The following is a 23,482-nucleotide window of genomic DNA, read 5'->3' as shown; positions in this document are numbered from 1 at the left end:
CGTGGCCGATGACAGTGTCGCCCGCTACGGGCTGCTACTTCTGTGCCGCAATGGGATCCGTTCCGAGTAGTCGGCCCATCCCATTGCGGAGTGCTGTCGTGCGCCGGCGCCGAGCTCAGCCTCGGAATCTTCTCCTGGACAAGGATCCCTCATGACCACTGTTTTCCCCGTACCCCACGTATGCCCGCTGACGGCCCCGGTCCAGCAGCCCAGCGGAATGAACGCCGGCCGCTACCAGGCGGCCGAGACGATCACCCTGCCGGACCGCACATGGCCAGATCAGAAGATCACCAAGGCCCCGCGCTGGCTGTCCACCGACCTGCGGGACGGCAACCAGGCCCTCATCGACCCGATGACCCCCAACCGCAAGCGCAAGATGTTCGACCTGCTCGTCCAGATGGGCTACAAGGAGATCGAGATCGGCTTCCCCTCGGCATCCCAGACCGAATGGGACTTCGTCCGGTCCCTTATCGAGGACGACGCCATCCCCGAGGACGTCACCGTCTCGGTGCTCACGCAGGCCCGCGAGGACCTCATCGAGCGCACCGCGCAGTCGCTCGTCGGCGTGCATCGCGGCGTCATCCACATGTACAATGCCATCTCGGAACTGTTCCGGCGCGTCGTCTTCCGCAACACCGAGGCGGAGACGGTCGACCTCGCCCAGCGCGGCACCGGCTGGGTGATCAACTCGATCGAGAAGTACCTGCCGAACACGCCCATCGGCTACGAGTACAGCCCCGAGATCTTCACGCAGGCACCCATCGACTTCGCCATCGAGGTCTGCGACGCCGTCACCGACGTCTGGCAGCCCGACGGTGAGCGCGAGATCATCCTCAACCTGCCGGCCACCGTCGAGGTCTCCACCCCGAACGTCTACGCCGACCGCATCGAGTACTTCAGCCGCAACATCTCCCGCCGCGAGCACGTCTGCGTCTCGATGCACTGCCACAACGACCGGGGCACCGCCGTCGCCGCCACGGAGCTGGGCATGATGGCCGGCGGCCAGCGCGTCGAGGGCTGCCTGTTCGGCCACGGCGAGCGCACCGGCAACGTCGACCTGGTCACCCTCGGCATGAACCTCTACAGCCAGGGCATCGACCCGATGATCGACTTCTCCGACATGGACCACATCCGCCGTACCGTCGAGTACTGCACCGGCATGCCGGTCCCGGCCCGCCAGCCCTACGCCGGCGACCTCGTCTACACCGCCTTCTCCGGCTCCCACCAGGACGCCATCAAGAAAGGCCTGGAGGACCTGGAGGCCAGGGGCAGGGAACAGGGCAAGACCATCCACGAGATCGACTGGCTCGCCCCCTACCTGCCCATCGACCCGCATGACGTCGGACGCACCTACGAGGCCGTCATCCGCGTCAACAGCCAGTCCGGCAAGGGCGGCATGGCCTACGTCATGAAGAACGACCGGCACCTGGACCTGCCGCGCCGTCTGCAGATGGAGTTCAGCCGCGCGGTGCAGGACCACGCCGACTCCAGCGGCCGCGAGGTCAGCTCCGACGAGCTGTGGCGGATCTTCAGCGACGAGTACCTCGAGCGCACCACCCCGATCGGGGCCCTCGACTTCACCGTGGGGGCCACGAAGGGCCGGACGAACATCGACGCGACGATCATCTTCAACGGCAAGGAACGCCGCATCAGCGGTGAGGGCAACGGCCCGCTGTCCGCCTTCATCGACGCGCTCGGCCAGGTCGGCCTGTCGGTCAAGGTGCTCGACTACACCGAGCATGCCCTCACCGAGGGCGGCGACGCCTACGCCGCCGCCTACGTCGAGGCCGAGATCGAACGCGGCACCGACTCGGTCGTCCTGTGGGGCGTCGGCATCGACCCCGACATCACCACCGCGACCCTCAAGGCCGCGGTCAGCGCCGTGAACCGCGTCTGACCAGCCGGCCGAGCGGCCCGGAAAGGACCCTCAGATCAGCCGTCGCAGGTAGTCCGCGAGGACGAGGGCGTGGTTGACCTGGGGGTCCTTCGCCGCGTAGACGAGGGTGAGCCGTTCCGCGCCGCCGGCGCGCCCGAGCAGGGCCTGCGGGGCGTCCGAGGACTCGAGCTCGGTGGTGTAGAGCTGCCCGAACTCCTCGAAGCGGTCCGCCCGGTGCCCGAACCAGGCGCGCAGCTCACTGCTGGGCGCGACGTCCTTGCACCACTCGTCGAGCTCGGCCCTGGCCTTCGACACGCCGCGCGGCCACAACCGGTCGACGAGCACCCGGTAGCCGTCCCGGGCATCAGGGCGGTCGTACACGCGTTTGACGACGAACTCCATGCACCCGGTCTAGCACGGGACAGGCCGGCGGTGCGGTGGGTCCCGCCCTGGCCAGGCCTCAGCCCACCATGGCCTCGGCGATCCCGGCCAGGACCGTCCGCAGCTCGTCCCTGACCTCGGCGGGTGCCGGAAGCTGCGGGCGCACCGGATCGCCGCACGGGTCAGACGGCAGGGCTCCTGCTCAGGCCTGGGCCCCACCGAACCGGCGGTCCCGGCGGGCGTACTGCTCCACGGCGGCCCACAGATCGCGGCGGTCCCAGTCGGGCCAGAGCTTGTCGCTGAACAGCAGCTCGGCGTAGGCGCTCTGCCACAGCAGGAAATTGCTCGTCCGCTGCTCGCCGGAGGTGCGGATGAACAGGTCCACGTCACCGGCCTCCGGGTGGTACAGGTATCGCTGCACCGTCTTCTCGCTGATCCGGTCGGGGTTGAGCCTGCCGTCCCGGACGTCGCGGCCCATGGCCGCCATCGCGTCGGCGATCTCGGCGCGTCCCCCGTAGTTGAGGCACAGCTGAAGGTTGATCACGGTGTTGCCCCTGGTCTGGGCCTCGGCGGCCTGCAGCTCGTGCAGCACGCTCGTCCACAGCTTCGGCTTGCGTCCCGCCCAGATCACCTGCACGCCCAGCTCGTCCATGAAGTCCCGGTGGGTGTGGATCATACGGCGGCTGAAGCCCATGAGGAAGCGGACCTCGTCGGGGGAGCGGCGCCAGTTCTCGGTGCTGAAGGCGTACACCGACAAGGTGCCGATACCCATCTCGATGGCGCCCTGCAGCACCTCGATAAGTACCTTCTCACCCACCTCGTGACCCTTCGTCCGGGCCATGCCGCGGGCCTTCGCCCAGCGCCCGTTGCCGTCCATGACGATCGCCACGTGGCGAGGAAGCAGCTCGGCCGGGATCTGCGGGGGCCTGGCGCCGCTCGGATGCGGATCGGGCGGGCGCGCTGGGCGAGGGGACGATGCGTTCACGAGCACCAGCCTAGTGGTGGGGCGTTCGCTGCCGCCTGAACATGCCGGCCGGCCCGGTTGCCCGGATGCGGGCGGGCGCAGCGGCACAATGGGGCCGTGCCCACGTATCGTGATGAAGCCATCGTGCTGAGGACCCACAAGTTGGGTGAGGCCGACCGCATCGTCACGCTGCTGTGCCGACGGCACGGCAAGGTGCGCGCAGTGGCCAGGGGAGTGCGGCGCACCTCCAGCAAGTTCGGCGGGCGGCTCGAACCGTTCAGCCACGTCGACGTGCAACTGGCGGTCGGCCGCAGTCTCGACGTGGTCACCCAGGCCGAGTCCCTGCATCACTACGGTGCCGCCCTCGTCGGGGACTTCACCTTGTACGCCAGTGGTGAGACGATGCTCGAGGTCGCCGACCGGCTCATGGCCGTCGAGAACGAACCCTCCCAGCGCCAGTACCTGCTGCTCCAGGGCGCCCTGCGCGTCCTGGGTCAGGGGACGAGTGACGGGCCCCGTCCGGCCTCGATGATCCTCAGCTCCTATCTGCTGCGCTCGCTGGCGGCCGCCGGATACGCGCCGGTGCTGGAATCCTGCGCGCGGTGCGGGCTGGGCGGTCCCCACGAGTGGTTCGCACCCGCCGCCGGGGGCATGGTGTGCAGTGCGTGCCGGCCGCCCGGCTCGGCCCGTCCCGACAGGGCCTGCTGGGAGCTGATGGGTGCGCTCAGCACCGGTGACTGGCCGGCGACGAGGGGGGTCGGCGCCGAGGTGGAGCACCGGACCGCCGGCCTGGTCTCGGCCTTCACCACCTGGCACATGGACCACGGCCTGCGGGCCCTCCAGATGGTCCCGTACGGGTGATCCGGGCACCGGGCGGGATGCGACCGGGCATCGTGGCGGCCCCCGGACCAACCGCCGGGCCGACGGCAGCCGATCGGCGGCGGGAGCCGTCCGGCAACTGCACGATCTCCTCCACCGGCCTCACCCAGTCGTCGTTGGTCACGACGTTGTCGGCATGGGCGTGGATGCGTGCGGCCGGGCGCTGCTCGCCGCATGCGGCGTGGCCCAGCGACTTTGTGACGTCGCCGGCGATCGCCATGCACGCAGGAGGCACCGGGTGCCGACCTCACGATCCGACACGCCACGCTGCCCGCGCGTGACGAGCTCCCCGCGTGTCGCCCTGGTGGGGGTGGGGCCACGGTTAGGGTCCCCGCTCCCACCAGTGGCGGGAAGTTCTCACTTGTCAGGACGGTATCGAGTGGTCTTCTCGGTCTGGGCGCGGGCTGGGTGAGAAATTTCCCACGATGAGTCATCTTTTACGACCTTCTCACTTGGGATACCCTGAGTCCCGGAGGTCGCTGATGTCCGAGTCCAGGATGCCGAGACGACCGAATCCCGAAGAGCTGCAGAGAGTCCTCGAGGGCTTCTCCGGAGCCACCGGGCTGGCAACGGTCGCAGTGGACACCCAGGGTGTCCCGGTGACGCAGCTGTGCGCCTTCACGGAGTTCTGCCGTGCGATGCGTTCCGACCCCCTCCGCTCCAAGGCCTGTCATGGCTGTGACGCTCACGGTGGGCTCCAGGCCCTCCTCGAGGGCACCCCCCAGGTCTACCGGTGCCATGCCGGCCTGGTCGACTTCTCGATCCCGCTCACCGACGGCGACGCCTACGTCGGTGCCATCCTCTGCGGGCAGGTCAGGATGTCCGAGCACGAGATGCCCGAGCCCCTCCTGGCCCAGTCCGACTGGCACGGTGATCCTCATCTCGAGGAGCTCTACAACAAGGTGCCGGTGGTGAGCCGCCGCAGGCTCGAGGCGGCCGCCGCGACCCTTCTCGGTCTGCACAACATCGTCGACCTGGCCATCCACAACAAGCTCGGCCTGGGCGACGTCGGGGCCGTCGGCGGTGATGAGTCGTCCAAGCGGGCACTGTCCCTCGTGCCACCTGCGCGCAGCACAGCGGCCGACGAGCGCTCCCCCGAGACCCAGCGGCACAATCCCACCGAGGTGATCACCGCCGCCATCCGACGTGAGGACCTGCGTTCGGCCTTTCTCGAGGCCGTGACGGTCCTCGATGCCGCGTACGCGCACGGCGTCCTCGACCAGGTCCGTGAGGGACGCACTCGCCTGGACGAGATGATCCTGGCCGCGGCCAAGGTCTGCTCACCTCGCATCGTCGTCCAGCTGCGTCAGCTCATGGTCCGTGAGCGGCAACGCGGTGATCTGGACCGCTACGAGGCGCAGCTGGCCGCCGAACGCTTCATCTGCATGGTCCTCGACGAGTACCAGCGTCAGCATCCGCGCCGGCACCGCGAGATCGGTGACCTGCTCAACGACATCGCCCGCCACCCGGAACAGGCGATCTCGCTCACCGAGGCCGCAAATTCCTTGCACTGGTCGCCCGGGCACTTGTCGAAGTTGTTCAAATCAGTCACCGGGTGCACATTTGTGTCGTATGTCACCGGTCGCAGGGTCGAACGGGCGAAGCTGATGCTAGCGTCGACCCAGATGCCGGTTCAGAAAATTTCTGCCGAGCTTGACTTCAGTCAGGTGAATTATTTCTCCAGGGTTTTCCGGGCGAGTACTGGAATGTCTCCGAGTGAGTACCGGCGTCATTGTCTGTCGCGCGAGGAAAGGCATGCCGGTGCTGCAGTTCCAGGTTCCAACAAGGGTCGTCTCCGGGCCTGATGCGCTCGGCGCATTGAGCACCCTGAGCGGCCGTCGTGTCCTCATCATCACCGATGCCTTCATGGCCGCGGCCCCGCTCATGGACCAGGTGCGGGCACGTCTCGGCGATGCCGAGGTGAGCGTCTTCTCCGAGGTTCATCCAGATCCCGACACCCATGCCGTCGCGGCCGGCGTCAAGGCCTTTCTCGAGTTCGACCCCGAGGCGCTCATCGGTCTCGGGGGCGGTTCGCCCATCGACACTGCCAAGGCCGTTCGTCACATGGCCCGGCAGCAGGGCAGGGAACTGCCGGCCGGTTTCATCATCATCCCGACCACCAGCGGTACCGGATCCGAGGTGACCTCCTTCTCGGTCGTCACGGATCCCGGAACCCGTACCAAGGTTCCTCTCACCGACCCGAGCATGATCGCCGACGTGGCGATCCTCGACCCCGAGGCGGTGCGTACCTGCCCGCCGAGGCTCACCGCCGACTCGGGCATGGATGCCCTCAGCCACGCCATCGAGGCGGTCGTCGCGAAGGGCCACAACGATCTGGCCGACGCCCTTGCCGAGAAGGCGGTGCGCATCGTTTTCCGTTATCTGCCCCGCAGTTATCGGGACGGCGACGACTTGGTGGCGCGCGATCACCTGCAGAACGCCGCCACCATGGCGGGCGTCGCCTTCCAGAACGCGGGCCTGGGCATCGTTCACGGCATCTCTCATTCGATCGGCGGTAGTTTCCACGTGGCCCACGGCCGGCTCAACGCGATGATCATGCCGCACGTCATGGCCTTCAACGCGGGTGACCTGTCGATCGGCGGTTCCATGTCCGAGGTGGCCCAGCGGTACTACAAGCTGGCCTTCCATGCCGGCATGCAGGCCACCAACGAGCGCAACCTCGTCCTCAAGCTGATCCGTCGCGTCGAGAGACTGCGGGACGAGATCGAGATGCCCGCCAGGATCACCGAGGCCGGTGTCGACAGGCGCGAATTCCTCGAGGCGATCCCCGACCTGGCCAGTGCCGCCCTGGCCGACTTCTGCAGCAGCGGGAACCCCGTCGAGCCCACCCGCGAGGACATCGTGGCGATCTTGCGCAAACTGGTCTGATGGTTCTCCGACGGGCCGCGCGGGCCCGCGCGGCCCGTCTGTCGTGGGGTCTGCCCCGATCACCCGGTGGCCGAGGTCGGCCCGAGGCCGGCAGCCCGCCCCGGCTCGTTCAGCTCAGGCGTTCCTCGAGCTCGGGGATGCCCTCCCCGGTCATGGCCGAGACGAAGAAGATCTCGGTGGCGCCGGCCTCACGCAGGTGGGCGGCCGCCATGTCGATCGCGGGTTGCTCGGCGAGGTCGATCTTCGTGACGACACCGATCGAGGGAACCGTGAAGAAGGTCGAGAAACCGGGCGGGAACTTCGCCTCGGCCACGGTGGCCGAGGCGAGCATGACGACCAGGTCACGATCGAAGGAGGCCAGGCGCAGGGCGTGCTTGTAGAAGGGCAGCTCGAGGTACTCGCCGGGAGTGTCCACGACGTTGTCCTCGGTGTTGATCGTCTCGGTCTTCTCGTAGCTGATCTCACGCCCGTGCAGGCGCTGCATGAGGGTCGTCTTGCCGCAGCCCACGCTGCCGATCATGAGCAGGCGCTTCATGTGCGGGTCAGGGGAGCGGGGGCGAATCCCAGATCGCTGCACAGGGTCTCGGTTGCCGCGCCGATCGAGGCCTCGACATCGGCGAGCCGGCCGAGAACGACCAGGGAACCGGAGAACCGGTCCACGAAGCCGAGGTCGACGCTCGAGGCCTTGGTCGCCACGTCGGCGGCGATGATCGCGGCCTCGCTCGGGGTGATCGTCATGATGCCGATCGCGCTGCCGTCGTTCGGCAGGCCGATCTTGGCGTACAGGCCGTCGTCCGGATTCGACAGGACGTGCGCGAGCGTGACCTGCTTGCCCGGGACGAACTCCTGGATGATGCGCTGCTTCTCGGCCATCATCGCCTCTCATCCGGCCGGCCCCGCCACGAGGGGGCCAGTTGTGCGGTGGACGTGTTCCCGGTGCGGCGGGTCGAGGATCCGGTGACCGGTCGGCTGCCTCGGGCGGGTACTCCGAGGCCGACCACCCGCGGTCGGCGGGACCACGCAAGAGCTTATTCTTGCGCGGCGAGGGGCGCTGCTGTCAAGCCTTCGGACATGAATCTGTCCGCACCGCCCCGAGCCGTGCGATGTGTCACGAGTTGTTGACCTTTTTGGTTCCGAGGGGGATTTTTTGGTCATCGGCCCGCGGTCGACATCGGGCCAAAATGTAGAGCGCTGAATGACCTTCTCTCTGGATTCATGCCCTAAAGTTTTTGGTATGTCCCGCCCGTGGCCGGGTGGCCAATGGCGGCTCGTATCAAGTCCAACGGAGGAGTTCAGAATGCAAGAAGCCCTTGGCATGGTGGAGACGAAGGGTTTCGTCGCCGCTGTTGAAGCCGCGGATGCAATGGTCAAGTCGGCCAACGTCGTACTCATCGGCAGCCAGCGGGTCGGTTCCGGCCTGGTGACCGTGCTCGTCCGCGGCGATGTCGGTGCCGTCAAGGCAGCCACCGACGCGGGTGCCGTCGCAGCGCAGAACGTGGGCGAGCTCGTCTCGGTCCATGTCATCCCGCGTCCCCACACCGATGTGGAGAAGATCCTCCCGTCCGTCGACCAGAAGTGAGGCGTTGACCGAAAATGGCTAACGATCAGCTCGTCGACCAGATCATGTCGGCCGTCATGAACAAGATCTCCGCTGACAAACCCGCTGCGGCGCCCACCGTCCAGCGTCAGCTCACCGTTCCCGAGGCCACCCAGTTCGTGGGGGCCACCGAGCTCGGCGACACCATCGGTCTGGTCATCCCCAACGTCGACCCGCAGCTGCACAAGCTGATGGGCATCGACCCCAAGTTCCGCTCGATCGGCATCATCGGTGACCGCACCGGTGCCGGTCCGCACATCTTCGCCGCTGACGAGGGTGTCAAGGCCACCAACACCGAGATCATCTCGATCGAGCTCCCGCGTGACACCAAGGGCGGCGCCGGCCACGGCTCGCTCATCGTCTTCGGCGCCGAGGACGTCTCCGACGCGCGCCGCGCCGTCGAGGTGACCCTCGGCGAACTCGAGCGCACCTTCGGTGACGTCTACGGCAACGATGCCGGGCACCTGGAGTTCCAGTACACGGCCCGGGCGTCCTACGCCCTGAACAAGGCCTTCGGCGCACCGCTCGGCAAGTCCTTCGGCATCACGGTCGGGGCTCCGGCGGCCATCGGCGTCGTCCTGGCCGACACCGCGGTCAAGGCCTCGACGATCGACGTCATCGGCTACTCCAGCCCGGGCAACGGCGGCACCAGCTACTCCAACGAGGTCATCTCGGCCTTCACCGGCGACTCCGGCGCCGTGCGCCAGGCCATCGTCGCCGCCCGTGAGGTCGGCCTCGGGCTGCTCGGCGCCATGGGCGATACTCCCGTGTCGACCACCACCCCGTACATCTGAGAAACGAGGCGTCTTTCGTGAGAAGCAAGCGTTTCGAGGCGCTGGACGCACGTCCAGTCAGCCAGGACGGTTATGTGAAAGAGTGGCCCGAGATGGGCCTCATCGCCATGAACTCGCCGGCCGATCCCACTCCCTCGATCAAGATCGAGAACGGTGTGGTCGTCGAGCTCGACGGCAAGAAGCGTGAAGAGTTCGACATGATCGACACCTTCATCGCCGACTACGGCATTCGTCTGGAGAACGCGGTGGAGGTCAACGCGACCCCCTCGCTGGAGCTGGCCCGCAAGATGGTCGACTTCCGCGTGCCGCGCTCCGAGGTCGTGAAGCTGACGACGGCCATGACCCCCGCCAAGATGGTCGAGGTCGTCGGGACGATGAACGTGCTCGAGATGATGATGGCCGTGACGAAGATGCGTTCACGGCTGTTCCCGGCGAACCAGGCCCACGTGACGAACGTCAAGGACAACCCGGTGCAGATCGCCGCCGACGCCGCAGAGGGCTCGCTGCGCGGCTTCGCCGAGGAGGAGACGACGGTCGGCATCGTGCGCTACGCGCCGTTCAACGCCATCGCCAACATGGTGGGTTCCCAGGTGGGTCGTCCGGGCATCCTCACCCAGTGCTCCGTCGAGGAGGCCACCGAGCTCGCCCTCGGCATGCGCGGTTTCACCGCCTACGCCGAGACCGTGTCGGTGTACGGCACCGAGCAGGTCTTCATGGACGGCGACGACACCCCGTGGTCGAAGGCCTTCCTGGCCTCCTGCTACGCGTCCCGTGGCCTGAAGATGCGGTTCACCTCGGGCACCGGTTCCGAGGTCCAGATGGGTTACGCCGAGGGCAAGTCCATGCTGTACCTCGAGGCCCGCTGCCTCTACTTCACCAAGGGCGCCGGCTCGCAGGGCATCCAGAACGGCTCGGTGTCCTGCATCGGCGTTCCGGCTGCCGTGCCCGGTGGTATTCGCGCGGTCCTGGCCGAGAACCTCATCGCGGTCAGCCTCGACCTGGAGTGCGCCTCGTCCAACGACCAGACCTTCACGCACTCGGACCTGCGCCGTGTCGCCCGCTCGCTCATGCAGTTCGTGCCCGGCACGGACTTCATCTGCTCGGGCTACTCCGCCACGCCGAACTACGACAACATGTTCGCCGGCTCCAACTGGGACGCCGACGACTTCGACGACTGGCTGGTCATCCAGCGCGATCTCAAGATCGATGGCGGCCTCGTGCCCGTCACCGAGGAGGAGGTCGTCCGGGTTCGCAACAAGGCCGCTCGTGCCATCCAGGCCATCTTCCGTGAGCTCGGCCTGACCGAGATCACCGACGAGGAGGTCGAGGCCGCCACCTACGCCCGCGGTTCCGAGGACATGCCGGTCCGCAACGTGGTCGAGGACCTCAAGGCCGCCGAGGATCTCATGAATCGTGGCCTGACCGGTGTCGACATCGTCCAGGCCCTGATCCGCGGCGGATTCGAGGACGTCGCCGAGTACGTCTACAGCATGCTGACCCAGCGCGTCGCCGGCGACTACCTGCACACCTCGGCGATCCTGGACGAGAACTTCCATGTGATCAGCGCCGTCAACTACCCCAACACCTACGCTGGTCCGCTCACGGGCTACCAGATCAGCGACGAGAAGTGGGCTCAGTTGTCGAACATCCGCCAGGCCATCAGCCCTGAGAGCATCTGAGGTGAGCACCATGGATGAGAAGACGCTCCGTAGCATCATCGAACAGGTCGTCAGCGAGTTCACCAGCGGTCAGGTCCCCGTCGCGTCCGCACCGGCCCGGGCTGCCGCTGCCACCACCGTGGCATCGGCCGAGCCGCTCGGCGACGGCGAGGAACTGGTCGTCACCGAGGATGGTCCGGCCGAGCGTGGCACCAATCCTCGTGAGGTCGTCATCGCCCTCGCGCCCGCCTTCGGCGGCGTCATGAACAAGACGATCATCGACCTGCCGCATGCCGACGTGATCCGTGAGGTCTGCGCCGGCATCGAGGAGGAGGGGCTGAGCTACCGCTTCATCCGGATCTTCCGCACGGCCGACGTGGGCTTCATCGCCCACGACGCAGCGGAGTACTCCGGTTCAGGCGTTGGCATCGGTATCCAGTCCCGCGGTACCACGGTGATCCACCAGAAGGATCTGCCTCCGCTGTCCAACCTCGAGTTGTTCAGCCAGGCGCCCCTGATCGACCTGGAGACGTTCCGTGCGATCGGCAAGAACGCCGCCCGCTACGCCAAGGGCGAGTCACCCGATCCAGTGCCGGTGCGCAATGACCAGATGGCCCGTCCGAAGTACCAGGCCATCGCAGCATTGTTCCACCTCAAGGAAGCCGGCCTCTGCGATCTGAGCAAGAAGCCCCAGGCCCTTCGGGTCGAGTACCGATAGGAGAAGCCATGGATTCGGAAGAACTGATCCGCCAGATCATGAGCGAGGTCATGGCGAACCTCAATCAGGACAACGTGACCTTCGCCAAGAAGGACACCGCCGCGGCTGTTGCGGCACCGTCCCCGGCCCGGGCCGACCGGGTCGACAAGTCCCAGTACCCGCTCGGCGAGAAAGTGCCGGAGAAGATCAAGGCCGCCAATGGTCGCCCGCTCACCGAGTTCTCGTTCGAGAAGGTGAAGAACGGCGAACTCAAGGCCGAGGACTTCCGCATCGCACCCGAGACCCTCGAGCTGCAGGCCCAGGTGGCCGAGTCCGACGGCCGTGACTCACTGGCGCGCAACATGCGGCGTGCCGCCGAGCTCATCGCCGTCCCCGACGACGAGCTGCTCGAGGTCTACAACGCGTTGCGTCCGTACCGCTCGACCAAGGCCGAGCTGTACGCCATCGCCGACAAGCTGGAGAAGGACTACGGCTGCACCATCAACGCGGCCTTCATCCGAGAGGGGGCCGACGTCTACGAGAAGCGCGGCCGCCTCAAGGACAGCGAGTGACAGCTGCTCGCCGAGGTCACCCCAACGTCACAGGAGATTCGTCCCATGGCCCTCATCGCCGGCGTCGACATCGGCAACGCCACCACGGAGGTGGCACTGGCAGAAGTCTCTGACGGTGCCACCCCGCGGTTCCTGTCCGCGTCGACCATCCCGACGACAGGGATCAAGGGCACGCCCCAGAACACCCAGGGCGTGTTCCAGGCGCTCACCGTCGCCCTCAAGAAGGCGGGTCGGGAGATCGGCGAACTCGATCTGATCCGCATCAACGAGGCCGCACCGGTGATCGGCGATGTGGCCATGGAGACGATCTCCGAGACGATCATCACCGAGTCAACCATGATCGGGCACAATCCCGCCACGCCCGGCGGGCTCGGTGTCGCGGTCGGCACGACGATCAGGGTCGATGACCTCGAACTCGCCAGGGCGGGGGAGTCGTACATCGTCGTCGCCGACCGCACCCACGGTTTCCGAGCCGTGGCCGAACTCATCAACGCGCACGCCGGTCGCGTCAGGATCACCGGTGCGATCCTGCAGCTCGACGACGGCGTCCTCGTCAACAACCGTCTCGAGCGCAAGATCCCCATCATCGACGAGGTCAGGCTCATCGACAAGGTGCCCACGGGCATGCCGGCGGCGATCGAGGTGGCCGAGGCCGGCCGCGTGATCGAGACGCTGTCGAACCCCTACGGCATCGCCACGCTCTTCGAGCTCTCCCCGTCCGAGACCGCCTCGGTCGTCCCGATGGCGCGCGCCCTGGTCGGCAACCGCTCCGCCGTGGTCATCAAGACCCCGGCCGGTGACGTTACCGAACGGCACATCCCGGCGGGCACCCTGCACTTCATCGGCGAACGCAGCACGGACGTCGACGTCGAGGCCGGTGCCGACGAGATCATGCGCGTCGGCGCTCAGGCTGGGCTCCTGCAGGACATCAAGGGTGAGCCGGGCACGAACATCGGCGGCATGATGGAGAAGGTCCGCGTCACGATGGGCCAGCTCACCGACCGCGACCCCTCCGGCGTCGAGATCACCGACCTCCTCGCCGTCGACACCCAGGTTCCCCAGTCCGTCACCGGCGGCCTGGCCGGCGAGTTCTCCCTGGAGGCCGCCGTTGGCATCGCCGTCATGGTCAAGGCCGATCGCCTGCAGATGCAGCGCATTGCCGATGACATGGCCAAGCAGTTCGGCATCCGCGTCGAGATCGGCGGGGTCGAGGCCGACATGGCCATTCGCGGTGCGCTGACCACGCCCGGCACGTCGAGGCCCATCGCCATCCTCGACATGGGTGCCGGCTCCACCGACGCCTCGGTGCTGCGCGACGGCGACAGGGCCACCTCGATCCACCTGGCCGGCGCCGGCAACATGGTGACGCTGCTCATCGCCTCCGAACTCGGGCTGGAGGGCACCGATGTCGCCGAGAACATCAAGCGCTACCCGCTGGCCCGTGTCGAGACGCTGTTCAACATCCGTCACGAGGACGGCACCGCCCAGTTCTTCGACGAGCCGCTCGCACCCGAGCTGTTCGCGCGCACCGTCATCCTTCATCCCGAGGGCATGATCCCGCTGCCCCTGCGGCAGCCGCTGGAGGTCATCCGCCAGGTTCGCATCCGCGCCAAGGAACGCGTCTTCGTGACAAATGCCCTGCGGGCCCTGGCCTCGGTGAGCCCCACTCGCAACGTGCGCGACATCGCCCATGTCGTCCTGGTCGGTGGCTCGGCCCTGGACTTCGAGATCCCGCAGCTCGTCACCAAGGCGCTCGGCGAGTACCGCGTCGTCGCAGGGCGGGCCAACATCCGTGGCACCGAGGGCCCGCGCAACGCCGTTGCCACCGGACTGGTGCTCTCCTGGGAGGACCAGTCATGAGACCCGTCGAGCAGGAGAGGCCGACCATCGGCATCAGAGCCAGTTCGAGCGCGAGCGCCGAGATCATCGAGCAGATCGGCTTCGGCATGGAGGAGGAGGGCGTCCCGCACCTGGTGACACGCGGCGAGTCCTCCGACGCCGCCGTGCTGGCCCACGAGGCCGCGCTGGCCTCCCGGCTGGGTGTGGGCGTCGGCCTCAGCACCCGGCAGATCGTCATCACGACGGAGAAACTCGACCCCGCCAGGCCCTACATCACGCTCGACGTCGACGCGGCCCGGACACACGTCCGCGACATGGGCGCGAATGCGGCACGACTCGTCAAACGCATGCCACTGATCGTGGTCACCAATGAGTGAAGGAGACACAATGCTCACGAACGCCCTGGGCGAGATCGAGGTCCTCGGTCTCCCGGCGGCCATCGAGGCCGCCGATGTCGCGGTGAAGGCCGCGGACGTCCGGCTCATCGGCTACGAGACCACGGACGGGGCCGGCATGGTCACCGTCAAGATCGAGGGCCAGGTCTCCTCCGTCCAGTCGGCCATCGCCGCTGCCCGGGCGGCCGCCGCACGGGTGTCGACGGTCTTCGCTGTCTCGGTGATCCCGCGTCCCAATCCGCAGCTCGGCGGCGTCGTGCTGTCCCCGGCCACCGTCGGCCTCGGTGCCCCCACCTCGGTGGACCAGGCCGCCAAGCAGGCCGCCAAGAGCAAGCAGGCGGCTGGGCCGGAGCCTGCTGCCGAGAGCACACCGCCCGCCGGGCCGGAGCCTGCTGCCGAACCGGAACAGGCCGCCGAGACCGGCCAGGCGCCATCGGAGCAGGCCGCCGAGCACGAGGTGGCCGCCGATGTGAAGAAGTCGCCTGCTGCGGCGGGCAAGGACGGCGCCAGGCGGACGAGCAGCCGTTCGTCCAGTCAGAGGAAGACGTCTGCCGGCGACGACAAGCCGCAGGCCGAGAAGAAATAACCAGAGGAGGGAAGAACCATGGGTGAAGCACTCGGTCTCATCGAGACCAAGGGTTACATCGGAGCCGTCGAGGCCGCCGATGCCATGACGAAGGCCGCCAATGTGACGCTGATCGGCTACCAGAAGGTCGGTGCCGGGCTGGTGACCGTGATGGTGCGCGGCGATGTCGGTGCGGTCAAGGCCGCCGTCGACGCCGGGTACACGGCAGCGACGAACGTGGGCGAGGAAGTCATCTCGCGCCACGTGATCCCGCGTCCGCACAGCGACGTGGAGAAGCTGCTGCCGAAGCAGGGCTGAGGCCGACCATCGAGGACGGATGAGAAGCCAGCCCGCCTGAGGCGGTTCAACGCAGGGGCGACCGGTGCACCGGCCGAACACGGCCGCGGTCCCACCCAACGGATCAGATGAGGCAACGATGACCACGGACACGACGGCACTGTCGGAACGAGAACGGTTGATCCAGCGGTTCGCCGAGCTCGTGCGCACGGGCGATGTCGAGGACTACGAGGGCGAGCTGCGGCTCGGCGTCGATCTCGGCACCGCCAACATCGTCGTGTCTGTGGTCGACGCCGCGGACCGTCCCGTTGCCGGGGGGTGGGTGCACTCGACGGTCGTCCGGGATGGTGTCGTCGTCGACTGGCTCGGTGCCACCAGCGCGGTGCGCGAGCTCGCCAGGGACGTGCAGGACCGTCTGGGACACCGCTTCGACAAGGCCTCGGTGTCGATCCCGCCGGGTATCGGTGCGGGTGACGTCAAGGTCTTCGAGAACGTCGTGGTCGCTGCTGACCTGGACGTCGCCGAGGTCGTCGACGAGCCGGTCGCCGCGGCCCGTGCGCTCGGCATCACCGATGGTTGCGTCATCGACATCGGTCACGGCACCACCGGGGTCTCGGTCCTGGAGCAGGGCCGGGTGAGCCTGTCCGTCGACGAGCCGACCGGCGGGCACCACATGACACTCGTGCTGTCGGGCGCCTACCAGATGCCCTATGACGAGGCCGAGGTCATGAAGAAGGACCCGTCCCGCCGTGACGAGGTGGTGGGCATCATCCGCCCCACGCTCGACAAGATGGCCTCGATCGCCGAGTGCGCCCTCGAGGGGATCGACGTGCCCATCGTCTACCTGGTGGGCGGCTCCAGTTCCTTCCCCAACGCCCCCGATGTCTTCGCCGCGCGTCTGGGCCGACCGGTCCTGCGGCCGGTCGAACCCCTGTTCGTGACCCCGCTGGGCATTCCGATGACGGCAAAGGAGATTCACTGATGAACGCCGATGATCTGCGCGCAGTCATCCGCAGCACTCTTGCCGAGCTGGTGACCCCGGCTCCCCGCCGTGCCCTCGTGCTGTTCACCGGAGCGCTGATCGGTTTCGAGAAGACGATCCCCGAACTCGCCATGCTCCTCAAGGAGGGCGTCGCGCTCGAGTTCGTCCAGACACCGAGCGCCGAACGCATCCTCGACCAGGAGCTGATCGGTGCTCTGGGGATGAGCGCCGCCACGAGGCAGCTGACCGGCAGCCACGACATGCTCATCGTGCCGACCCTCACCCAGAACATCGCGGCGAAGACGGCGCACGGCGTGGCGGACTGCCTGGGGAGCAATCTCATGAACGACTATCTGCTGGCCGGCAAGCCAGTCGTCGTCTCGTCGTCCGCCTGCGATCCGGATGACCCCGACAAGCAGCGGTGGTTCGGCGCGATTCCGGAGGGCTACGCCCAGATGATGCGGGAGAATCTCTGCACGCTCCGCAGCTTCGGCGTGCGCACCGCTCGGGCCAGCGCCCTGGCCCGCACCGTGCTTGCCGCCTACGAGCGCATCGATCACGCGAGGATCTCCCCGATCACCACGGCCTGCCGGATGAGCCGGCACGAGCTGCTGCGCCGGCTCGGCGCCTGCCCGGCACCCGCCGCCACGGCCGCCAAGCCCCCGGCGCCGACCGTCCCGGTACCCGTCTCGGCGTCCGGCGCCGTCGCAGTCCAGCAGCAGCTCATCAGCCAGCGCGTCGTCCAGCGCCTGCCCGAGGGCACGGCGCTCCGGGTCCCGGCCACCGCGAAGATCACCGCCATGGCCGCGGACATCGCTGCTGCCCGCTCCATCACGATCATCAGGGAGGCCTGACAATGTTCCTCGCCACGGTGCGCGGCACCGTCGTCTCGACCAGCAAGGACGAACGCCTGGTCGGTTTCAAACTGCTCCTGGTGCAACCCATCGACGCCGACGAGAAGCCCATCAGCCGTCCCGAGATCGCTGTCGACACCGTCGGCGCAGGCATCGGCGCCACCGTCATCGTCACCAAGGGCTCCTCGGCCCGCTTCGCGGCATCCCGCGCCGACTCGCCGATCGACTCCACGATCGTCGGCATCGTTGACACCGTCGAACTCGGGGGAGCCTGATCAGCATGCCCAACATCTACACCCGCAGCGGGGACAAGGGCATGACAGGCCTGTTCGGCGGTACCCGGGTCGCCAAGCAGTCTCCGCTCGTCGAGGCCTACGGCACCGTTGACGAGGCCAACTCCACGATCGGCGAGGCCAAGGCTGCGATGACCGATCCCGCGATCCGCGCCACGCTGCACCACATCCAGCAGCGCATGTTCACGCTGGCCGCCGAACTGGCCAGCGACGCAGCAGGCCGCGAGATCCTCGACAACAAGATCGGCGCCGACGACGTCACCGAACTCGAGCGCCTCATCGACGAGTGCCTGGCCGTCACCGGCCCCCAGCGCAACTTCGTCGTCCCCGGCCGCGACCCGATCTCCGGCATCCTCCACCGCGCCCGCACCGTCGTGCGGCGCGCCGAACGCCGCGTGCTGATAGCCACCGAGTCCGACAGCATCCGCCCCGAGATCATCACCTACCTCAATCGTCTGTCCGACGCGCTCTTCGCGCTGGCCCGCCTGGCCGAGCACCACCACGACATGGACCGTGTGGAACAGGTCGTGCTCGAGACCGTCGCGCGTGCGCTCGGTACGCCCGAGGGCGCTGCCGTCCTCGCCGGGTCCACCACCCCGGCCGGAAGCGGCACCCTGGGTCCCCACGACCTGCCGCGGTACGACCTGGCCACGCTGAAGCTCATGGCCGAGGCGGCTGAGCAGAAGGCCACCGAGATCGGTGTGCCCTGCGTCTTCGCCGGGGTCGATGCGGGCGGCAACCTGATGCTGCTGGAACGCATGGCCGGTTCGCTGCTCGTCAGCATCGAGGCGGCCCAGAACAAGGCGTTCACCGCTGCCGCCTTCGGGCAGCCCACCGCCGAACTCAAGGATCTCTCCGGACCCGGCGGGCCCATCCCAGGGATCCAGAACTTCAACGACGGTCGCGTGGTCGTCTTCGGGGGAGGCTTCCCGGTCTTCGTCGATGGCGAGCTGGCCGGGGGCATCGGCGCCTCCGGCGGCACGCCGGACCAGGACGAGTCGATCATCACGCATGCACTAGCAACAGCCCAGAAGGAGAGCCGTTCATGACCATCAGCCCTGAACTCATTTCGAAGGTCGTTCGTGAGACCGTGCAGGAGGTCGTCGCGCGGCAGGCCAGCGGGCGGATCGTCACCGGGAACTGTCTCGGCGATGGCATCTTCGCCGACATGAACGACGCCGTCGAGGCGGCCGACAAGGCCTGGCGCCAGTACCTCGACTGCTCGATGCGCGACCGCAAGTGCTACATCCAGACCATCCGCAACGTCTGCTCCGATGACGAGGCCCTCAGGTACATGGCCGAGGCCGCCGTCGAGGAGACCGGCATGGGCAACGCCCATGACAAGTACCTCAAGAACCGCTACGCCGCCCTGGAGACCCCCGGCGTCGAGGACATCGTCACCGAGGCCTGGAGCGGGGACGACGGCCTGACCACCATCGAGTTCTCGCCCTTCGGGGTCATCGGCGCGATCACCCCGACCACCAACCCGTCCGAGACGGTCATCAACAACTCGATCGGCATGCTGGCCGCCGGAAACGCCGTGGTCTTCAGTCCGCACCCGCGTGCCACCGGGCTCACCCACTGGCTGATCCGCAGGATCAACAAGGCCCTGGCCGAGGTCGGCGCCCCCGCCAATCTCATCACCACCGTCGAGAAGCCCTCGATCGAGAACACCAACGCCATGATGGCGCACCCCAAGGTGCGCCTGCTCGTCGCCACCGGTGGTCCCGGCATCGTGAAGTCGGTCCTGTCCAGTGGCAAGAAGGCCATCGGGGCGGGCGCCGGCAACCCGCCGGTCGTCGTCGACGCCACAGCCGACATCCCGCAGGCCGCCAAGGACATCGTCGACGGCGCCAGCTTCGACAACAACCTGCCCTGCACCGCCGAGAAGGAGGTCATCGCGGTCGACTCGATCGCCGATCTGCTCAAGTTCGAGATGCTCAAGCACGGTGCCGTCGAGGTCAAGGACCCCGCCGTCATCGCCAGGCTCGCCTCCTTCGTCGCCAAGGACGGCCACGCCGTCGCCAAGTGGGTGGGCAAGCCGGCCTGCGTGCTCGCCGCCGAGGCGGGCATGGAGGTGCCCGAGAGCACCCGCCTGCTCATCGCAGAGGTTCCCTTCGAGCACACCTTCGTCCAGACCGAGCTCATGATGCCGATCCTCGGCGTCGTCCGTGTCAAGAACGTCGACGAGGCCATCGACAAGGCCGTCGAGGCCGAGCACGGCAACCGCCACACCGCCATCATGCACTCGCTCGACGTCAAGGCCCTGACCAAGATGGGCAAGAGGATCCAGACCACGATCTTCGTGAAGAACGGCCCGTCCTACAACGGCATCGGCATCGGGGGTGAGGGTTACCCGACCTTCACCATCGCCGGCCCGACGGGCGAGGGCCTGACCTCGGCCCGGAACTTCGCCCGCCGCCGCCGCTGTGTTCTCAAGGGCAGCCTGTCCGTGCGCTGACCTAGACCAGCAGATTTCCACCCAGCGGGGCCTTGCCGAAACGGCAAGGCCCCGCTTGACAAGCGGACTGTTTTCCCGGTAATGCGACGGCATGCCCGCAGCATTGCCGGGTTTTTCGCGCTGCCTCGCCCATGTTCCGGATTGGACCTGCGGAAGATCGTAGGGTATATTTCCCTAATCGAGTGAGGAGGTCATTCAGAATGATTCAGCCCGGGTAACACCGGGATGCTGACAACTGTTGACAGACGATCATTCACGATAGCCCGCTGAACACACTTTCATCCTCGTGAAGGGGGCCGAGTGCGAATCGCCAGAGCCGACGGTCAGGCCGTCGCGACGAACCGGGCCGAATCCCTTGCGGGTTCGGTGTGCGTACTCGGGGAATCCCCTTGGAACTGGTTCGGTGAACGTTCCCCGATGCATTTCTGGAGTCGTTTCCGGAAGACGAGTGCACAGCGGTTTTTCCTGGTGCTCCCGGTGGGTTCGTGGCGCCATTCGCCGCGGAGTCTCGCGCCGGAGGCCGGTTCGTTCCTCCGGCGCAGCCATGCACGGCCACTCAGCCGTGGGGGGCGTCGCTGCATGCCACTCGATGGGAGGGGCGATGCAGCAGCTCGATGACGTGGTGAGCATCGGTATCGACGTCGGTACGACAACGACACAGGTGGTCCTGTCGCGGCTGACGGTCACCCAGCGTGGCCGGACGGGCGCGATTCCCCGTCTCGACGTCGGTTCCAGTGAGATCCTCTACCAGAGCGAGCCGGCGATCACTCCGCTCATCAGTCCCGAGGAAATCGATGTCGACGCGCTGCTGGGACTTGTGCGCAACGAGATATCCCGGTCCGGGATTCCTCTCGACCGGATCGAGACCGGCGCCGTCATCATCACGGGCGAGTCCGCGCGCAAGCACAATTCGGAGGCCATCCTCAGCGGCCTTGCCGATGTCGCGGGTGACTTCGTCGTCACCGTGGCCGGTCCCAATCTCGAGTCCCAGATCGCGGGGCGCGGGTCAGGGGCCTGTGACTGGTCGGCCTCGCACTACTGCGCTGTCGTCAATGTGGACATCGGCGGTGGCTCGGCCAATGCGGCCGTCTTCTCAGCCGGAAACCATGTCAGCTCCTCGGCGGCCATGGTGGGCGGCCGTCAGGTGATGCTCGATCCCGAGACCGGGACACTCGTTCACGTGGCTCCATCGGGGCGGATCATCGCCGATGCCCTGCACCTGGACGATCTCGTCGAGGGGCGTCGCCCGTCGATCCGTTCCCTGCGCAGGCTCACCGATGCGATGGCCGACGTCATCGTCGACCTCATCACCGGTGTCACGACGCCGATGGGGAACAACCTGGCCCTGAGCCCGCCCATGGAACTTCCAGATCACATCGCCGCGTACTTCCTCTCCGGGGGTGTGGGTCGTCTCTACTACGAGAAGTGCCCTGCCGAGAGTCTTGCCGACATCGCCCGGTACGGCGATGTCGGCCCCCTGCTGGCGAAATCCTTGCGGGAGAACCAGCGGCTGCAGCGGCTGGTGGTGCGAGAACCGGCGCAGACCCTGCGCGCGACGGTGCTCGGTGCGGCCAGCCAGCACGTGACCCTGTCGGGATCCACGATCTGGGCGGACCGCGCCATCCTGCCGCTGAGGAGCCTACCGGTCATCGAGCCGCACCTGGTGGATTCGGTGAGTTCATTGGCCGATGCCGGTCAGGTCGAGAACGTCTTGACCGCTGCCGTCCAGCGCTGGTCGGGTCAGGACCCGGACATTCCCTGGGCGGTGAACCTCGACCTGCCGGCGGGGCTGGACTACGCGGAGATGGTCGCTGTGGCTCAGGGCTGCGCGGATTTCGCGACCAAGCTGATCAGGACCGGTCTGCCCCTCGTTCTGGTGACGGAGCACGACTTCGCTCAGGTGATCGGTCAGACCATCAACATCAGGGCACCGGACCTGCCAGTGATCGTCGTCGACCAGGTGGACCTGGGTGAGGGCGACTTCATCGACATCGGTGAACCGATGTTCGACGGCAGGGTCGTTCCGGTCTCCGTCAAAACACTGGTGTTCTACACCGAACAGGGTGAAAAACCATGAGGAAAACAAGTCATTTTGTCAGTGCCAAGGTGGTGGGATGATGCTGCTCCGAGCCAAGTTGTTCGGCAAGTCCTATGAATTCAGCTCGATCAAGGAGCTGCTGGCGAAGGCCAACGAGAGGAAGTCGGGTGATGAGCAGGCCGGTATCGCGGCCGGCTCCGCGGCGGAACGGGTCGCGGCGAAAGAAGTCCTGGCCCAGGTTCCGCTCGGTGTTCTGAGGGAGAATCCGGTCGTCCCGTACGAGGAGGACTCGGTCACCCGGGTGATCGATGATGCCGTGAACGAGACGATTTTCGGTGAGATCAAGAACTGGACGGTCAGCGAGTTCAGGGAGTGGATTCTCTCGAATGAGACAACCGGTGCGATGATCCATCGCATCAGTAATGCGATGACGGGGGAGATCGTCTCCGCCGTCTGCAAATTGATGTCGAACATGGACCTCATCTACGCGGCGCGGAAGATCGAGGTCGTGACCCACTGCAACAACACGATGGGTCTGCGCGGCACGATCGCCTCACGGCTCCAGCCCAATCATCCGACGGACTCCGTCGACGGAATCCGTGCGGCGATCTACGACGGCCTCTCGTTCGGTTCGGGGGACTCGGTGATCGGTATCAATCCGTCCGACGACTCGGTGGGCAGTGTCAGTCGGCTGCTCGAGATGACCAAGGAAGTCATCGATGACTGGCAGATCCCGACCCAGAATTGCGTGCTGGCTCATGTGTCGACCCAGATGGAGTGCCTGCGGCGCGGGGCGCCGGTCGGGCTCGTGTTCCAGTCGATCGCCGGCTCCCAGAAGGCCATGGAGAGCTTCGGTACGAGCGTCGAGCAGCTTGACGAGGCCCACGAGCTGGCGAAGAAGTACTGCTGGGTGCCCGGGCCGAACTACATGTACTTCGAGACCGGACAGGGTTCGGCGTTGTCCGCGGATGCGAACTTCGGTGCCGACCAGCTCACCCTGGAGGCCCGTAATTACGCTTTGGCAAGGCGTTATGACCCTTATCAGGTGAACACGGTGGTCGGTTTCATCGGGCCTGAGTATCTCTACGACTCGGTCCAGATCACCAGGGCCGGCCTCGAGGACCACTTCATGGGCAAGCTCATGGGCATCTCGATGGGCTGTGACGTGTGCTACACGAATCACGCGAAGGCCGACCAGAACGACATAGAGAACCTCATGGTGCTCTTCGCCGTCGCCGGCGGCTCCTACATCATGGGCATCCCGATGGGCGACGACGCCATGCTGAGCTACCAGACCACGAGCTATCACGACATCGCATCGCTGCGCCAGGCCACGGGCTACCGTCCGCTGCCCGAGTTCGAGGCGTGGATGGAGGGCATGGGCCTGTGGAAGAACGGCCAGCTGACCGCCAAGGCGGGCGACGCGACAATCTTTCTTGGGAAATGAGGGT

24 protein-coding genes are annotated in these 23,482 nt (G+C 66.9%); 20 read left to right on the top strand and 4 right to left on the bottom strand.

Annotated features, from left to right (window positions below):
- The first annotated feature begins 217 nt into the window (after positions 1-217).
- The gene (leuA, locus tag D9T14_RS04220) at positions 218-1,897 is read left to right on the top strand and encodes a 2-isopropylmalate synthase (RefSeq protein ID WP_374955795.1); all 1,680 of its coding nucleotides are present in this window, start codon (positions 218-220) and stop codon (positions 1,895-1,897) included.
- A 30-nt stretch (positions 1,898-1,927) separates the two neighbouring features.
- On the opposite strand, the gene D9T14_RS04215 is transcribed toward leuA, so the two are convergent.
- A complete protein-coding gene (locus D9T14_RS04215) occupies positions 1,928-2,278 on the bottom strand; it encodes a DUF488 domain-containing protein (RefSeq protein WP_119162243.1) in 351 nt (116 codons plus the stop codon).
- A 181-nt stretch (positions 2,279-2,459) separates the two neighbouring features.
- Positions 2,460-3,242 carry an isoprenyl transferase gene (locus D9T14_RS04210; RefSeq protein WP_182482073.1) on the bottom strand — a complete coding sequence of 261 codons (783 nt, stop codon included), beginning with the start codon at positions 3,240-3,242 and terminating at the stop codon, positions 2,460-2,462.
- Between the two features lie 96 nt (positions 3,243-3,338).
- Here D9T14_RS04210 and recO point away from each other — a divergent pair, with 96 nt between their 5' ends.
- The 3 genes from recO to D9T14_RS04195 all read left to right on the top strand — a co-directional run bounded on the left by recO (position 3,339) and on the right by D9T14_RS04195 (position 6,989).
- Positions 3,339-4,082: a DNA repair protein RecO gene (gene recO / locus D9T14_RS04205; protein WP_119162242.1), complete on the top strand. Its 744-nt coding sequence runs from the start codon at positions 3,339-3,341 to the stop codon at positions 4,080-4,082.
- A gap of 500 nt (positions 4,083-4,582) precedes the next feature.
- Positions 4,583-5,905 (top strand): PocR ligand-binding domain-containing protein, encoded by a 1,323-nt coding sequence (locus tag D9T14_RS04200; protein WP_170175711.1) that lies wholly within the window; start codon positions 4,583-4,585, stop codon positions 5,903-5,905.
- Positions 5,856-6,989 carry a 1-propanol dehydrogenase PduQ gene (locus tag D9T14_RS04195; RefSeq protein ID WP_119162240.1) on the top strand — a complete coding sequence of 378 codons (1,134 nt, stop codon included), beginning with the start codon at positions 5,856-5,858 and terminating at the stop codon, positions 6,987-6,989. The genes D9T14_RS04200 and D9T14_RS04195 overlap by 50 nt, the downstream gene beginning before the upstream one ends.
- Positions 6,990-7,098: 109 nt before the next feature.
- On the opposite strand, the gene D9T14_RS04190 is transcribed toward D9T14_RS04195, so the two are convergent.
- Positions 7,099-7,524 (bottom strand): EutP/PduV family microcompartment system protein, encoded by a 426-nt coding sequence (locus tag D9T14_RS04190; protein ID WP_119162239.1) that lies wholly within the window; start codon positions 7,522-7,524, stop codon positions 7,099-7,101.
- Entirely contained in the window at positions 7,521-7,865 is a 345-nt protein-coding gene (locus D9T14_RS04185) for a BMC domain-containing protein (protein ID WP_232012271.1), read from the bottom strand. Before D9T14_RS04185 ends, D9T14_RS04190 begins: the two co-directional genes overlap by 4 nt.
- A 421-nt stretch (positions 7,866-8,286) precedes the next feature.
- Here D9T14_RS04185 and pduA point away from each other — a divergent pair, with 421 nt between their 5' ends.
- The 16 genes from pduA to D9T14_RS04105 all read left to right on the top strand — a co-directional run bounded on the left by pduA (position 8,287) and on the right by D9T14_RS04105 (position 23,478).
- Positions 8,287-8,568, top strand: a complete 282-nt coding sequence (gene pduA / locus D9T14_RS04180; protein ID WP_119162238.1) for a propanediol utilization microcompartment protein PduA — start codon at positions 8,287-8,289, stop codon at positions 8,566-8,568.
- A gap of 14 nt (positions 8,569-8,582) precedes the next feature.
- On the top strand, positions 8,583-9,380 hold the full coding sequence (pduB, locus tag D9T14_RS04175; protein WP_119162237.1) for a propanediol utilization microcompartment protein PduB: 798 nt from the start codon (positions 8,583-8,585) through the stop codon (positions 9,378-9,380).
- A 17-nt stretch (positions 9,381-9,397) separates the two neighbouring features.
- Positions 9,398-11,059, top strand: a complete 1,662-nt coding sequence (locus D9T14_RS04170) for a propanediol/glycerol family dehydratase large subunit (RefSeq protein WP_119162236.1) — start codon at positions 9,398-9,400, stop codon at positions 11,057-11,059.
- 10 nt (positions 11,060-11,069) lie between these two features.
- Positions 11,070-11,756 (top strand): propanediol/glycerol family dehydratase medium subunit, encoded by a 687-nt coding sequence (locus D9T14_RS04165; protein ID WP_119162266.1) that lies wholly within the window; start codon positions 11,070-11,072, stop codon positions 11,754-11,756.
- Between the two features lie 8 nt (positions 11,757-11,764).
- Positions 11,765-12,307, top strand: a complete 543-nt coding sequence (locus tag D9T14_RS04160; RefSeq protein ID WP_119162235.1) for a diol dehydratase small subunit — start codon at positions 11,765-11,767, stop codon at positions 12,305-12,307.
- Positions 12,308-12,352: 45 nt separating this feature from the next.
- On the top strand, positions 12,353-14,167 hold the full coding sequence (locus tag D9T14_RS04155; RefSeq protein ID WP_119162234.1) for a diol dehydratase reactivase subunit alpha: 1,815 nt from the start codon (positions 12,353-12,355) through the stop codon (positions 14,165-14,167).
- Positions 14,164-14,523: a glycerol dehydratase reactivase beta/small subunit family protein gene (locus tag D9T14_RS04150; protein ID WP_119162233.1), complete on the top strand. Its 360-nt coding sequence runs from the start codon at positions 14,164-14,166 to the stop codon at positions 14,521-14,523. The genes D9T14_RS04155 and D9T14_RS04150 overlap by 4 nt, the downstream gene beginning before the upstream one ends.
- 10 nt (positions 14,524-14,533) lie before the next feature.
- Positions 14,534-15,127 (top strand): BMC domain-containing protein, encoded by a 594-nt coding sequence (locus D9T14_RS14340; protein WP_119162232.1) that lies wholly within the window; start codon positions 14,534-14,536, stop codon positions 15,125-15,127.
- Between the two features lie 18 nt (positions 15,128-15,145).
- The gene (locus D9T14_RS04140; protein ID WP_119162231.1) at positions 15,146-15,424 is read left to right on the top strand and encodes a BMC domain-containing protein; all 279 of its coding nucleotides are present in this window, start codon (positions 15,146-15,148) and stop codon (positions 15,422-15,424) included.
- Positions 15,425-15,542: 118 nt separating this feature from the next.
- Entirely contained in the window at positions 15,543-16,385 is an 843-nt protein-coding gene (gene eutJ, locus D9T14_RS04135) for an ethanolamine utilization protein EutJ (protein WP_119162230.1), read from the top strand.
- The gene (locus tag D9T14_RS04130) at positions 16,385-17,239 is read left to right on the top strand and encodes a flavoprotein (RefSeq protein WP_119162229.1); all 855 of its coding nucleotides are present in this window, start codon (positions 16,385-16,387) and stop codon (positions 17,237-17,239) included. Before eutJ ends, D9T14_RS04130 begins: the two co-directional genes overlap by 1 nt.
- A 2-nt stretch (positions 17,240-17,241) precedes the next feature.
- Positions 17,242-17,514 (top strand): EutN/CcmL family microcompartment protein, encoded by a 273-nt coding sequence (locus tag D9T14_RS04125; protein ID WP_119162228.1) that lies wholly within the window; start codon positions 17,242-17,244, stop codon positions 17,512-17,514.
- A gap of 5 nt (positions 17,515-17,519) precedes the next feature.
- Entirely contained in the window at positions 17,520-18,581 is a 1,062-nt protein-coding gene (locus D9T14_RS04120) for a cob(I)yrinic acid a,c-diamide adenosyltransferase (protein ID WP_119162227.1), read from the top strand.
- Entirely contained in the window at positions 18,578-19,993 is a 1,416-nt protein-coding gene (locus D9T14_RS04115) for an aldehyde dehydrogenase family protein (RefSeq protein WP_119162226.1), read from the top strand. Before D9T14_RS04120 ends, D9T14_RS04115 begins: the two co-directional genes overlap by 4 nt.
- 601 nt (positions 19,994-20,594) lie before the next feature.
- On the top strand, positions 20,595-22,070 hold the full coding sequence (locus tag D9T14_RS04110; protein WP_119162225.1) for an ethanolamine ammonia-lyase reactivating factor EutA: 1,476 nt from the start codon (positions 20,595-20,597) through the stop codon (positions 22,068-22,070).
- Between the two features lie 37 nt (positions 22,071-22,107).
- Positions 22,108-23,478, top strand: coding sequence for an ethanolamine ammonia-lyase subunit EutB (locus D9T14_RS04105; RefSeq protein WP_269471260.1), 1,371 nt, complete (start codon positions 22,108-22,110; stop codon positions 23,476-23,478).
- Positions 23,479-23,482 lie beyond the last annotated feature (4 nt).

It is taken from the genome of Propionibacterium australiense (genome assembly GCF_003666605.1).
In the GTDB taxonomy this organism is placed as follows: domain Bacteria; phylum Actinomycetota; class Actinomycetes; order Propionibacteriales; family Propionibacteriaceae; genus Propionibacterium; species Propionibacterium australiense.
This window is presented reverse-complemented; position numbering and strand designations above follow the sequence as displayed.